The organism is Vibrio sp. ECSMB14106, from assembly GCF_000972265.1.
GTDB lineage: Bacteria > Pseudomonadota > Gammaproteobacteria > Enterobacterales > Vibrionaceae > Vibrio > Vibrio kanaloae.
The window spans coordinates 79,081-91,529 of sequence record NZ_LAUM01000014.1; the positions used below are offsets into that span (position 1 = coordinate 79,081).

The 12,449-nt window shown below is 44.8% G+C and carries 13 protein-coding genes; 11 read left to right on the top strand and 2 right to left on the bottom strand.

Features of this window, described 5'->3' with window-relative positions; all coding sequences use genetic code 11:
• Window positions 1–355 precede the first annotated feature (355 nt).
• The 9 genes from WR49_RS11430 to btuD all read left to right on the top strand — a co-directional run bounded on the left by WR49_RS11430 (window position 356) and on the right by btuD (window position 9,217).
• Window positions 356–967 carry a flavin reductase family protein gene (locus WR49_RS11430; RefSeq protein ID WP_046224089.1) on the top strand — a complete coding sequence of 204 codons (612 nt, stop codon included), beginning with the start codon at window positions 356–358 and terminating at the stop codon, window positions 965–967.
• 71 nt (window positions 968–1,038) lie between these two features.
• The gene (gene cobT / locus WR49_RS11435; RefSeq protein ID WP_046224090.1) at window positions 1,039–2,103 is read left to right on the top strand and encodes a nicotinate-nucleotide--dimethylbenzimidazole phosphoribosyltransferase; all 1,065 of its coding nucleotides are present in this window, start codon (window positions 1,039–1,041) and stop codon (window positions 2,101–2,103) included.
• The gene (locus WR49_RS11440) at window positions 2,103–2,909 is read left to right on the top strand and encodes an adenosylcobinamide-GDP ribazoletransferase (RefSeq protein ID WP_046224091.1); all 807 of its coding nucleotides are present in this window, start codon (window positions 2,103–2,105) and stop codon (window positions 2,907–2,909) included. The genes cobT and WR49_RS11440 overlap by 1 nt, the downstream gene beginning before the upstream one ends.
• Before the next feature lie 9 nt (window positions 2,910–2,918).
• Window positions 2,919–3,503, top strand: coding sequence for a bifunctional adenosylcobinamide kinase/adenosylcobinamide-phosphate guanylyltransferase (cobU, locus tag WR49_RS11445; protein ID WP_046224092.1), 585 nt, complete (start codon window positions 2,919–2,921; stop codon window positions 3,501–3,503).
• Between the two features lie 26 nt (window positions 3,504–3,529).
• Window positions 3,530–4,147 carry an alpha-ribazole phosphatase family protein gene (cobC, locus tag WR49_RS11450; protein WP_046224093.1) on the top strand — a complete coding sequence of 206 codons (618 nt, stop codon included), beginning with the start codon at window positions 3,530–3,532 and terminating at the stop codon, window positions 4,145–4,147.
• Window positions 4,148–4,239: 92 nt separating this feature from the next.
• Complete coding sequence (locus WR49_RS11455; RefSeq protein ID WP_046224094.1) at window positions 4,240–6,036, top strand: M3 family oligoendopeptidase; 1,797 nt, start codon at window positions 4,240–4,242, stop codon at window positions 6,034–6,036.
• A 278-nt stretch (window positions 6,037–6,314) separates the two neighbouring features.
• Complete coding sequence (locus tag WR49_RS11460; protein WP_046224095.1) at window positions 6,315–7,343, top strand: succinylglutamate desuccinylase; 1,029 nt, start codon at window positions 6,315–6,317, stop codon at window positions 7,341–7,343.
• Window positions 7,344–7,476: 133 nt separating this feature from the next.
• Complete coding sequence (gene btuC / locus WR49_RS11465) at window positions 7,477–8,472, top strand: vitamin B12 ABC transporter permease BtuC (protein ID WP_046224096.1); 996 nt, start codon at window positions 7,477–7,479, stop codon at window positions 8,470–8,472.
• Entirely contained in the window at window positions 8,459–9,217 is a 759-nt protein-coding gene (gene btuD, locus WR49_RS11470) for a vitamin B12 ABC transporter ATP-binding protein BtuD (protein ID WP_046224097.1), read from the top strand. The genes btuC and btuD overlap by 14 nt, the downstream gene beginning before the upstream one ends.
• Before the next feature lie 53 nt (window positions 9,218–9,270).
• On the opposite strand, the gene WR49_RS11475 is transcribed toward btuD, so the two are convergent.
• A complete protein-coding gene (locus WR49_RS11475; RefSeq protein ID WP_046224098.1) occupies window positions 9,271–9,684 on the bottom strand; it encodes a RidA family protein in 414 nt (137 codons plus the stop codon).
• 26 nt (window positions 9,685–9,710) lie between these two features.
• Window positions 9,711–10,646, bottom strand: a complete 936-nt coding sequence (locus WR49_RS11480; RefSeq protein WP_046224099.1) for an NADP-dependent oxidoreductase — start codon at window positions 10,644–10,646, stop codon at window positions 9,711–9,713.
• Between the two features lie 185 nt (window positions 10,647–10,831).
• On the opposite strand from WR49_RS11480, the gene WR49_RS11485 reads away from it, so the two are divergent.
• Both WR49_RS11485 and WR49_RS11490 read left to right on the top strand, forming a co-directional pair.
• Window positions 10,832–11,758, top strand: coding sequence for a LysR family transcriptional regulator (locus WR49_RS11485; RefSeq protein WP_046224100.1), 927 nt, complete (start codon window positions 10,832–10,834; stop codon window positions 11,756–11,758).
• Window positions 11,759–11,923: 165 nt separating this feature from the next.
• Window positions 11,924–12,283 (top strand): DUF6559 family protein, encoded by a 360-nt coding sequence (locus tag WR49_RS11490; protein ID WP_046224101.1) that lies wholly within the window; start codon window positions 11,924–11,926, stop codon window positions 12,281–12,283.
• Window positions 12,284–12,449: the final 166 nt, after the last annotated feature.

Here is a 12,449-nt window from a genome sequence, read left to right on the forward strand (position 1 = left end):
TAGTTTTTAAAGGTTACTCAATAAGTAAACCAGATTTTAGAAATAAAAAACCAAAAAACTGCTGGGAGTTACGGTGTGAGCTTTTATTAATTTCGAGCTTATTTATAGAGTGCTTATTAATAGAGATATTATGATTCACGCAAACTGTTTGTATCAGACATAACAGTGCCAAAGGTAAGTGATTGAGATTTGCGGTTAGTTGGTATGAATTTTATGTTTTGTGATTGTTTTGTTTAGAAAAGAGGCTGAACTGTTTAAATTAAGAACACTCTCTGCGTTTCTGTTACATAACCATAGATACCGGGTTGCTTAACACGTAAACTGAGTCGTAATTCACATAGACCAAGGACGTGCTATGAACCTCAAGCTTGATACTCTTGCTCCTACTCAGATTTATCATCTGATGACACAAACTGTTGTGCCTAGGCCTATTGCATGGGTATTGACGGAATCTTCTGACCAAGAGTACAACCTAGCGCCTTTCTCTTATTTCACGCCTGTTTCCAGCAATCCGCCGCTATTGATGTTGTCGGTTGGGAAGAAGCCATCGGGCGAAATCAAAGATACCTCTCGTAACGCCCTAGAAACGGGTAAGCTTGTGATTCACATTGCTTCTTCAAGTTCTGCAGAAACAATGACAGCGACAGCAGCTACCCTTGAACACGGTGATTCTGAAGTAAACGCGAATAATATCGAGCTGGTTGAATTTGAAGGCTTTTCTTTACCAAGAGTTAAGCAGTGCGCCGTGGCTTTTGGTTGTACATTATATGACGTTAAAGAAGTCGGTGAAGTACCGCAAAGCCTTATATTTGCCCAAGTTGAACAGGTGTATATCTCCGAAGATGTGATTGATAACGAGAGCGATCGCTTGAAGATTGATGCGCTCGCACTTGATCCTTTATCTCGATTGGGTGGCGGTGAATACGCCACGCTAGCCAATGTGTTCTCTGTCGCTCGTCCTAAGTAAGAGTTATCTATTTAGCTTCAGCCGAATAAGTTCGCTAAACCTCGTACCTCAATCTAAGTGCCATTAATCTTATGCTAAATACAAAATACTCACAGTTCATCAAACATCGCATTGATCAAAAAACTAAGCCGTTAGGCGCTCTTGGTTTACTGGAAAAGGTTGCTCATCAACTGGCTCTAATTCAAAGTCAGGGTCAAGAGTCTGCGGTTGAACACATCGAATTGAATAAGCCGAGCATCATCATTTTTGCAGGCGATCATGGTATTGCTGATGAAGGCGTGAGTATTGCTCCAAGTGCCGTTACGCAACAGATGGTGTTGAACTTCTTAAGCGGTGGAGCGGCGATCAATTGCTTCTGTGCGGTGAATAACATCGATATCACGGTAGTCGACACGGGGATATTGTTGCCAGTCGAATCTGAGAGCCCGATGCTGATCTCCCAGCGTTTGGGTACACGAACCAATAACTTTGCCAACGAAGCCGCAATGAGTTTAGAAACGGTGGAACGAGGCATAGAACTCGGCGCCCAGCTTGTATCTAAAACCATTTTGAACGGTTCGAATATCATCATGTTTGGTGAAATGGGTATCGGCAACACCAGCAGTGCTTCAGCGATTTTAAGTGCGCTAGCAAACCGGAGTGCGGTTGAATGTGTTGGATTAGGTACAGGTATCAACAACCAACAGCTTACCCGCAAAGTGGCTGTGGTTGAGCAAGGTGTTGCGCGTTGCAAAGGTTTAGGGCTTACAGAAGTTAAAGAGCTTACAGATCTTAAAGATACCAAAGAGGTACTAGCACAAGTTGGTGGCTACGAAATCGTTCAAATGGTCGGTGGTTTCCTAGGGGCTTATCAAAATAGAACGCCAGTATTGGTTGATGGTTTTATCGTATCAGCCGCTGCGTATGTCGCGACCTTAATTGAACCGAACTGCCGTGACTATATGATATTTGCCCACCGCTCTGAAGAGTCCGGCCACAAAATCTTATTAGAGTTACTAGACGCTGAACCACTGCTCGATCTTGGATTGAGGCTAGGCGAGGGCACAGGCGCTGCACTAGCTATGCCAATCATCCGAGCGGCTGTGGAGTTTTACAACAATATGGCGAGCTTCGAGAGTGCTGGAGTCACTGTTTAATGAGTGACTTGCCGGAAAGATCTTTGAAAGATCGCGTTGCTTATCAATGGGAACTGTTTTCCTTGGCAATGGGCTTCTTTTCTCGTTTACCTATGCCGAAGAACACGCCCTATTCAGAAGAGCGTATGAATCGTTCTGGTCGTTACTTTTCAACGGTCGGTATCTTACTTGGCGTGTTATGTGGTGGTGTATTCGTGCTGCTTGATGCTGTACTGCCCAGTGGCGTCGCTATATTTTTAATGATGGTTTTTAGCCTGATGGTAACCGGCGCGTTCCATGAAGATGGTTTAACCGATATGGCGGATGGCATTGGCGGCGGCATGACGTTAGAACGTCGATTGACCATTATGAAAGACAGTCGTATTGGTACATACGGCGCATCTGCTCTCATCATGGCTCTGTTTGGAAAGTGGATTCTATTGAATGAACTTGTCAGCATGACCGAGCTGTTTATGGTGATCGTCACAAGTTACACCTTTAGCCGAGCGATTGCCGCATCACTGATTTATGACATGCCTTACGTGAGCGATTTAGATACCAGTAAAAGTAAGCCTTTGGCCAACAAACAAACCAAAGGCGAACTTGTCTTCTTATTGCTTGTAGGCGTGCTGCCTAGCCTGTGGTTTGGTCTTGAATTCGCTTTGATTTTATCTGTCGTCGCGTATCTGTTCAGAACAGGTTTCAAAAAGTGGTTAACGGCTCGAATTGGCGGCTTTACTGGCGACTGCTTGGGGGCTGCTCAACAGTTAATGGAGTTGCTGAATTACCTTGTATTCATAACTGCATTTTACAATGGCTTTCTATAACGGTTTCCTATGAAAAATACGAATCAAACTATTCAAGCAAGTCAGCGAAACAGCCATTTGGTATTGGGTGGAGCTCGTTCTGGCAAGTCGAGTTATGCAGAGCAACAAGCGTTAAGTGCCCTGGCTGCATGTTCAAATGGGCGTTTGCATTACATTGCAACAGCCACTTACCTTGACGATGAAATGCGAGAACGAATAGCGCATCATCAACAACGTCGAGGTCAGCATTGGGTTGAACATGAGGTACCGATTGAATTAGCCACTAAACTGAAGGCATTTAATCAAGGTGATGTGGTGCTGATTGATTGCTTAACACTATGGCTTAACAACCTCATCTTTGAATTGGGCGATGATGCAAGCAATGAACAAGTAGAGACTGTGATTGAGGCTTTAGTGCAAAGCGTTGAGCAAAGTCCGGCGCAAATTATCATTGTGTCTAACGAAGTTGGACTTGGTGTAGTTCCGCTAGGAAAAGTGTCGCGCTTGTTTGTTGATAATGCGGGGCGAATGAACCAAGCATTAGCTCGGGTTGTCGAACGAGTCACACTGGTCACAGCAGGGTTGCCATTGATCTTGAAACCGTCGAATTATTAGACTCATTCCTAAGTTTAGGTACACACATGGACAATGGAACAACCAAAAATATCTACTTGCTGAGGCATGGAAAGGTAGAAGGTAAAACGGCTCTGAACGGTGTATCTGACGTATTGGTTAACCCAAACCTTCAACAGCAGATTTGTGAAGCCTTGGTGCAGCACGATGTCTCTTTTGATGGTGTGGTTACCTCGCCATTAAGACGATGCAGTGATCTAGCAAACCTGTATGCACAGCGCATGTCTGTACCTCTGTCGACGACATCAGGCTTTCAAGAAATGAACTTCGGTGAAGTTGATGGTGTCCCATTTGATGAGCTTGAAGACAAGTGGGGAATGTTAGAAACCTTTTGGCAAGACCCTGCTAATCATCGATTAACAGGCGCAGAAAGCTTACAGAGCTTCCACGACAGAGTAACTCAAGCTTGGGCGCAACTTTTTAGCGATCCAAGTGATAATTTATTATTGGTTACTCATGGTGGTGTGATTCGAGTACTGCTCGCGCACTGCCTTGATATTAATTGGAAAAATCCAAGTTTGTACTCGAAATTATCGATCGAGAATGCCTCAATTACCCATATTCAAGTCACTCAGTTTGCACAGAGCTTTATCTGCGTCAAAGCGATAGGGCTGCCTGTTCTGTAAGCATTCAAAAATACACAGTTATACCAATTTTAAATATATTAAAAGTGTAAGACGGTGGTTTTAGCCGTTACCTACGTGAAAGGAATTTAGTCATGACCACACCAAGTTGGGATCTCAGTATTGCTTATCGCGATCTAGATGATGCAAAAATCGAACAGGATATTGAACTCATTCAACAGTGTATTGAGCTGTTGTATCAGCATGTTGAAATTCGCCATGTCATTCTAGCGATGCAAAACGCCATTCAGACTTCAGAAGCGGCTGGCACGTTACTGAGCACCATCAATACTTTTGCCAACTGCCACGCATCGGTAGATGCAACACATACAGAAGCCAAAGCATTGCTTGGCCGTGTCGCGAAGTTGAACTCTGAAATGTCTCAAGCGTTTAGCCCTTACGAAGACACGCTAATTCACGCAGAACCAGAATTTATTGATGCAGTATTAGAGCATGAGAGTGCGGATGTTGTAGGGCAACGCTTTGCGATTGAAAGTTCACGAAAATTATCGAGCAGCCGACTCAGTGTTGCTGAAGAGCAGTTGTTAGCGGCGATGAAGGTTGATGGCCGTGATGGGTGGGGGCGTTTATACGACAACCTAACCGGTTCTTTAAAACTATCGCTAAAGCTGGACGGTGAAGACGAAGCTCTAGGTTTTTCACAAGCCGCGAGCCTGTTGTACGGCAGCGAATTCGACAAACAAGAACCGGCATGGCGCGCGGTTCAAGGCGCAATGAAGACGCATCAAGAGTCTTTTGCTTCGATCCTAAATGCATTGGCGGGTTGGCGACTGACTGAAAACAAAAAGCGCTCGAAGATTAGCGATGTGCATTTCCTTGATCCAAGCCTACACGGCAGCCGCATTGTGCCAGAAACGCTAGACACCATGATGTCGGTAGCAAAGGCAAATCGAGCAGTAGGCCAGAAAGCAGGCCTGTTAATGGCAAGAGTTCACGGGTTAGATGAAATGAAACCTTGGAACCATTTAGCGGCAATGCCACCGCTCGGTGACAGCGAGTCCAAGCTTTATTCTTTTGATGAAGCGATCGAAGTAATCAAAACTGCTTTTGATGAAGTCAATCCAGAGATGGCTGAATTTGTGGGTTTGATGGTTGAGAATGGTTGGATTGATGCTGCACCTGCTGCCAACAAGCGCTTAGGGGCTTACTGCACTAAATTTGCTGCTACACGTACGCCGCTCGTTTTCATGACTTGGGGTGGTAGCCGCTCAAACCTAATGACTTTAGCGCATGAACTCGGCCATGCTTTTCACAATTGGGTGATGAAAGATATGCCATTATGTCAGACACGCTACCCAATGACGCTGGCAGAAACCGCTTCTATCTTTGCTGAGAACATCGTTCGTGACCACTTGTTACAACAAGCACAAACACGCAATGAAAAACTTGAAATGCTGTGGGAAGAGCTTTCTTCTTCTTTGGCATTAATGGTGAACATTCCCGTTCGTTTTGAGTTTGAGAAAGCCTTCTACGAGCAGCGTGAAAAAGGCGAGCTCACGGCTCAGCAGCTGTGTGACTTGATGGAAACAACTTGGAAAGAGTGGTACGGCGATGCAATGACAGAAGCCGACCCTTATTTCTGGGCGAGCAAACTGCACTTCAGCATCTCTCAAGTGAGCTTTTATAACTATCCATACCTGTTCGGCTATTTGTTCAGTAAAGGTGTTTACGCTCAGCGCGATGCGAAAGGTGAGCAATTCTACGGCGATTACGTTTCGTTGCTTCGTGATACGGGCAGCATGATGGCGGAAGAAGTCGTTCAAAAGCACTTAGGAATGGACCTGACTCAAGCTGACTTTTGGCAACAAAGCATCGACATGGTCAAAGTCCAAATCGATGAATTTGAAAGATTGCTCGATCAGGAAGATTAATTGATCTCAATCTGTTCATGGCAGGTAAGAGCTGTGTTAGCTTACGTGGCTCTTATCTTGCTGACATGACTTGAGAAAAGCTGAGACAGCCAAAAGTTGCTTTAAATAGAGAAAGTTATTTGGAACAGAAGTCGGTTAGTAAAGTCAGCAGGTAATATAAAAATATATGGGTAGTATTTGTGAGTGATAACGGAGTTTCTATTGATAAGTGCGATCCTAGCAACACAATTTCTATGTACAATTTATTAACATACGGCCGTGCAATTAAGGAGTAACGCATGACGAAGACCCTCTTTCGCCAATCATTTCTTTTTGACAGCCTAGATCTTGAGCAAGAAGTGGTTGCAGGACAGACCGTACTTAGTAACGGTGTTCAAATTAAGCTTCATCAACGCGGTGTATTGGAAGTGATTCCCGCAGAGTATAATTCTGAAACCAAGAACATCATCTTTTCAACAGGTGTTCACGGCGACGAAACTTCACCAATGGAGCTGATTGATAAGCTCATTGAGGATATTGAAACAGGCTTCCAAGTCGTGACAGCAAGATGTTTGTTCATCATTGCTCACCCAGAAGCAACCAACGCGCATACTCGTTTTCTTGATGTGAATATGAACCGTCTGTTTGATGAAAAACAGCACGAAAGCAATCGAGAAGTGGATATCGCGAAGAACCTTAAGTACTTGGTTACTGAGTTTTACAAGGAAACGGTACCTGCCACTCGTTGGCACTTAGATCTGCACTGTGCGATCCGTTTGTCTAAACATTACTCTTTCGCCGTAAGCCCTAAGGTTCGCCACGAAGTTCGCAGTAAATCCTTGTTCGATTTCATTAACAGTGCTCACGTTGAAGCTGTGTTGTTGTCGAATGCGCCAACGAGCACTTTCAGTTGGTACAGCGCTGAAAACTTCGAAGCCCAAGCACTGACAATGGAGCTAGGGCAGGTAGCAAGAATTGGCGAGAACCAACTTGATAAGTTAACGGCTTTCGATTTGGCAATGCGCAATCTGATTGCTGAAATAGAACCAGAGCATTTACCAAAGAAAACCATTACTTATCGCGTAAGCCGAACCATTGTTCGTTTGCACGATGACTTTGATTTCATGTTCTCTGATGACGTAGAAAACTTTACGGCGTTCAAGCACGGTGAAGTGTTTGGTCATGATGGCGATAAGCCATTGATGGCGAAGAATGAAAACGAAGCGGTGGTATTCCCAAATCGTAACGTTGCTATCGGTCAACGAGCGGCCTTAATGGTGTGCGAAGTTGAAACACGATTCGACCACGGTCAGCTTGTGTACGATTAATACCGAGCTGGGTTAAAGCGACGAAAACAACCGCTCAACTGGTTGAAATATCAAGGTTCACATTACGGTGTGAGCCTTGAGTTTATTTAGGGATACAGGTAAGGTTACGCGAACAATTTCAAAGTAGCTTGATATGGATTTCCAACAACTTCTTCACCAAAAACAGCGCAAATGGACCCGAGCCATTTATCTGATGGCAGTACTGCTTGTCGCGCTGAGTGCGATTTACCTGATGGTTGGCGATCTTTTCATTTCCCCTCTGGGCACCTTGTCCACGTTAGAACAAAAACTACTGATTGATTTACGCTTACCTCGATTATTAGCAGCGATTGCCATCGGGGCAGGGCTAGCGGTATCTGGCGCAAGCTTACAAGTCTTATTGGGTAACGTATTAGCAGAGCCAGGTGTGCTCGGCATTTCTGGTGGCGCAAGTTTGGCGATGGTTATCGTACTGTTCTTCTTACCGTTTGCTCCCACACCTGAACTGTTCATGATTGCCGCCGTTTTAGGCTCGCTTTGTTTCACCGTGATACTGGTGAGCATGGTAAAAACGATGCGACTCACCACGGCTAAATTACTGCTGGTGGGTGTCGCATTAGGCATTCTTTCTGGCGCGATGGTGACATGGGCGTTCTATTTTAGTGACGACTTAAGCCTACGCTTGTTGATGTATTGGCTGATGGGCAGCTTGGGTGGCGTGACTTGGTATCAACACTCGCTCACGTTAGTGATGATCCCCGTGATTATTTGGTTGTGTTTGCAAGGCAGTAAGCTAGACAAACTGATGATTGGCGAAACGCATGCCGCGCAACTGGGTGTGAACGTTCCGAAATTACGTTGGCGTTTAATCTTCGCTGTGTCTATTTTAGTCGGCTGCGCGGTTGCCTTAGGCGGCGTGATCAGCTTTGTTGGCTTGGTTGTGCCCCACTTGTTGCGTTTAGCAATTGGTACCGACAACCGATATCTTCTTCCTTTGTCTGCCGTTGCTGGCGCTGCATTGTTGGTGTTTGCTGATATTTGCGCGCGGACATTACTCGATTCTGCAGAATTGCCTTTGGGTGTGATGACCACCAGTATCGGTGCGCCTATCTTCATTTGGATGTTAATTAAAAATCATGATTCAAATTAAGAGCCTGAGCGTCGGCGCTCGTTTATTACCAATATCATTTGAGCTCACGCAAGGGCAGGTGACCCACGTTATCGGCCCGAATGGCAGCGGTAAAAGTACCTTACTCGAAGCGATATCTGGTATTGGTGATGGCTATAAAGGCGATATCAAGATCGATGGGCAAGACTTGTCAGTGTTGTCGCTACAAGATTTATCATTACACCGTGCTTATCTGTGCCAAAGCGCAAGGCCAGCCTTCAACTTGGAAGTGTTCCAATACCTTGCGTTGTCATTGCCAAGTTCATCGCATGGCCTTGATGCTGAAATCAACGCAGCTTTGGACGAAATCAGCCAGATGCTAGACATTGCAGACAAACTTCATCGTTCCATTCAGACCTTGTCTGGTGGTGAATGGCAACGCGTTCGTTTGGCGGGCATGTGCCTACAAATTTGGCCGACGCTTAATCCTTACGCAAAGCTGCTGATCCTCGATGAACCCGCAGCTCCGTTGGATATTGCTCAAGAAGCCTTGTTATACAAGCTCATCGAACGAGTGGCAGAGAAGGGCATCGCCGTTATCATGGCAAATCACGATCTGAACCGCACCTTAAGACACGCCGACCAAGTGTTGCTGCTCGACAAAGGCGTACTTCAAGCATCAGGTCGTGCAGAACAAGTTCTTACGCCTGAACAGCTAGAGTCCGTGTTCAACACTGAAGTCAAAAGTATCTCAGTCGATAATCAAACTTATCTGTTATTTGGTTAAGCCTTTATCGCTTGGCTAAGACAGTTGAATCTTAGGATTGGAAAGCTCGGCAGTTATCGGGCTAACATCATCTCATATTCAACCATCATATCTGGCATCCCTAAACGTTGAACATAGCGCAACGTGCCTGTTGCTGGTTTTACTTCAACATCATCTAAAAACTCTTCCCAAACATGAGCAATGCCTTCGAATTGTGCAGAGTTTACTTCGTTGGTAAATGTCCAATCCGTCCTGACAATGTCGTTAACACTAAAGCCAGCTTCTTCTAAGAATGCCTTCATTTGGTCTAAAATTAATCGTGTTTGAGCAACAGGATCATTAGGGTGTTGAGTGATAAAGTCCGGGTTACAGTCAGCATGCCCTGTCACAAAGAAGACTTCGCTGAATTCACTTAGTTTCAGTCCCCAACTAAACGCATTGCTCATATCTGGTAGGTTCTTATTGCGAAAAGCTTGTTTAATGGCCATTTTATATCCTCTCTACTTGATAGTGTTTACAGCGAAACTTCCAATACGATTTTGCCACGAGCACGTTTCGATTGACTTAACTCCTGTGCTTGAGCGGCTTTAGATAGTGGGAACACCTTATCGATGTTCACTTTGATTACGCCATCATCAATTAAAGCGGCAATACGTTGTAGATCTCTGGCATTGGGTGAAACCCACCAACGTTGAAAATTTACGCCTAGTTGCAGTGGTAATGTGCTTTCAATGTCATCTAATAGTGAAACTACGTTGCCACCTTTTCGTACGACTTCGAGTGAACGCTCCGCGATGCCATCACCCCCAACAGCGACGAGCACAGCATCTAACTCATCAACAAAGTCTTCAAAGCGTTGAGTTTGATAATCAATGAATTGATCGACCCCTAAAGCCGTTAAGTAGGCTTTGTTGCTGGCTGATGCTGTTCCGATAACATAAGCACCGAGCGCTTTCGCTATTTGAACTGCAAAGCTACCAACACCTCCGGATGCATTGTGAATAAGGACACGTTGACCTGCTTTGAGTTGGCAACCTTCAACAAGTGCTTGCCATGCTGTTGTTGCGGCCAATGGCACAGCTGCGGCGGTCACGATGTCGAGAGACTTGGGCGCACTTGCTACTAAATCACTATCGACAGCAAGGTATTCGGCGTAGGAGCCTTGTTCAGAAATGGGTGCATATACATAGACCAGCTCCCCAAGTTTAAGGTTGCTTACATTGTTGCCTTTTTCGACAACTTGTCCTGCTGCATCCCAGCCAACAATGAGTGGCATTTCATGTTGACCGCTAGCCCGTAGGAATCCCTCTCTTACCATCCAGTCGACAGGGTTTACCCCCGCGCCTTGTACTTTGATCAGCACTTGATTTGGTGTGATGGTGGGTTTAGCTATATCGCCGAACGTTAAGTTCTGCGCACTTCCATACTCTTCTAAATACACGGCTTTCATCGTATTTCCTTATAAGTGAGTCATCTGACTTGTTTTTCTACCAGCGGGTTAATCTGTTTGTGGAACTCACTTTGCCCAACTTGTTACTTATCGTCTAATTGATGATTGGTATAATATGCATTGATTAATATGATGATTTTGTCGATACTCATTCATCTAACTCCCCGTGTAACTAGGCAAGTAAGATGGCGAATGTCGATCTGAATTTAATGGTTATTTTTGATGCAATCATGCAGGAAAGCTCGATTACCGTGGCCGCAGATCGATTATCGATGACGCAACCGTCGGTATCGAACGCCGTCTCTCGAATGCGTCACGTTTGGAAAGATCCTTTATTCGTGAAACAAGGAAGAGGGATTCGCCCAACCCCTTATGCCGTCGAGTTGTGGAAAACAATTGGTGATCCGTTAGAGGCAATACGGATTGCAACTGAGCGTGATGAGTTTAATCCTGCGACGTTAAAGCGCACGTTTAGAATCGCAACCACAGATTGGATGGCAGACCTGTTTTGGCTGCCGTTAAAGCAACGAATAGAGCTTGAAGCACCTGACGTTAATCTTCACGCCGTACCTTACAACGTCAATGGAGAAAAGTTATTACTCAGTGCCGATGTCGATATGGTCTTGGATTATTTCGAAGGCAATTCAGCTCAAGTACAAACTCAACATCTGTTTGATAATCACTTTGTGTGCGCAATGCGTGCCGATCACCCGTTGGCAAATGAAGAGCTATCGCTAAGTGCTTTTGCTCGTGCTGATCATTTGTTGCTCTCGTTATCAGGTGAAGCGAAAGGCGGGGTAGACATGTTACTAGGACAGAAGGGAATGAAACGGCGCATCGCCATGACGGTGAACCACTGTTACTCCATACCTAGGTTGCTAGTCAATACTGACATGATCACGACGATTCCATTACCGATAATATTGGAGAGCGTGAGTAAGGGAGATCTGGTGATTAAGAAAACGCCATTCACCATGCCACCGGGGCCCATTTCGATGTCTTGGCATGTGCGCCATCAACGTGATCAAGGGACCTTATGGTTACGTGAGAAAGTGCTTAGTGTTCTGAACCATGGTTTACCTAAGAATTTACTTTTTGATCCGTTTCAATGAGAAGCGGTGCAAAGAGTATTTGTCTCGAAATTGCTTTTTCGCATTGTTAATCAGTATATTACTGACGTTATATATTGAGCATCGTCATAAAGGGTGACATTCTAAGTGTTGCTCAAACCTGAACAACATTTGGTGTGATATTTGTAAATTGGAAGAGGAATTAGAGTGTTTAGATATATTCAGCGACGAAGGATCAAAAAGGTTATTAAGCTACTGTCTGCAAGGTTGGTAAAGAGCTATGGAAGCCGTGACTTTTTCTCGATTGGTCAGGTAGAAACGAGTTCTCGTGAATTGAGTAAGCGCCAACAACAAATCGCATTGGCTTTGTTTGCTGATCCACAAGATTTAGATGTTGAATTGGTTCCCACTATCCAGCTGTTACGTAATGATGTGTCTAATGATTTCTTCGGCGGCGAGAATTACACCGCGCATGATGTGCTCAATCTTTTGGGTGGCGGCGGTTGGAAAGGCGGTCGTATGGACGATGACATGTCACATCGCATGGGCATGCATAGCCGTTATTAAATATCTTCTTACTACCTAACGCCTTTATATCCCCAAAGCGGTTTAATCATAAAGTCGCTGTTTTATTTATTCCGAATAATGCTCCCTCAATCAACACAGAATACTGAAATGTCATAATTCGAAGCAACATCATTTATCGACAACACATTTACTTGAGTTGTGTGAT

Excerpts from the sequence above, each read along its gene's own strand:
- WR49_RS11480 (WP_046224099.1), bottom strand. The coding sequence starts at position 10,646 with ATGAAAGCCGTGTATTTAGAAGAGTATGGAAGTGCGCAGAACTTAACG.
- WR49_RS11475 (WP_046224098.1), bottom strand. The coding sequence starts at position 9,684 with ATGGCCATTAAACAAGCTTTTCGCAATAAGAACCTACCAGATATGAGC.
- cobC (WP_046224093.1), top strand. The coding sequence starts at position 3,530 with ATGGACAATGGAACAACCAAAAATATCTACTTGCTGAGGCATGGAAAG.
- btuD (WP_046224097.1), top strand. The coding sequence starts at position 8,459 with ATGATTCAAATTAAGAGCCTGAGCGTCGGCGCTCGTTTATTACCAATA.
- WR49_RS11460 (WP_046224095.1), top strand. The coding sequence starts at position 6,315 with ATGACGAAGACCCTCTTTCGCCAATCATTTCTTTTTGACAGCCTAGAT.
- cobT (WP_046224090.1), top strand. The coding sequence starts at position 1,039 with ATGCTAAATACAAAATACTCACAGTTCATCAAACATCGCATTGATCAA.
- WR49_RS11430 (WP_046224089.1), top strand. The coding sequence starts at position 356 with ATGAACCTCAAGCTTGATACTCTTGCTCCTACTCAGATTTATCATCTG.
- WR49_RS11485 (WP_046224100.1), top strand. The coding sequence starts at position 10,832 with ATGGCGAATGTCGATCTGAATTTAATGGTTATTTTTGATGCAATCATG.
- WR49_RS11455 (WP_046224094.1), top strand. The coding sequence starts at position 4,240 with ATGACCACACCAAGTTGGGATCTCAGTATTGCTTATCGCGATCTAGAT.
- WR49_RS11440 (WP_046224091.1), top strand. The coding sequence starts at position 2,103 with ATGAGTGACTTGCCGGAAAGATCTTTGAAAGATCGCGTTGCTTATCAA.
- cobU (WP_046224092.1), top strand. The coding sequence starts at position 2,919 with ATGAAAAATACGAATCAAACTATTCAAGCAAGTCAGCGAAACAGCCAT.
- btuC (WP_046224096.1), top strand. The coding sequence starts at position 7,477 with ATGGATTTCCAACAACTTCTTCACCAAAAACAGCGCAAATGGACCCGA.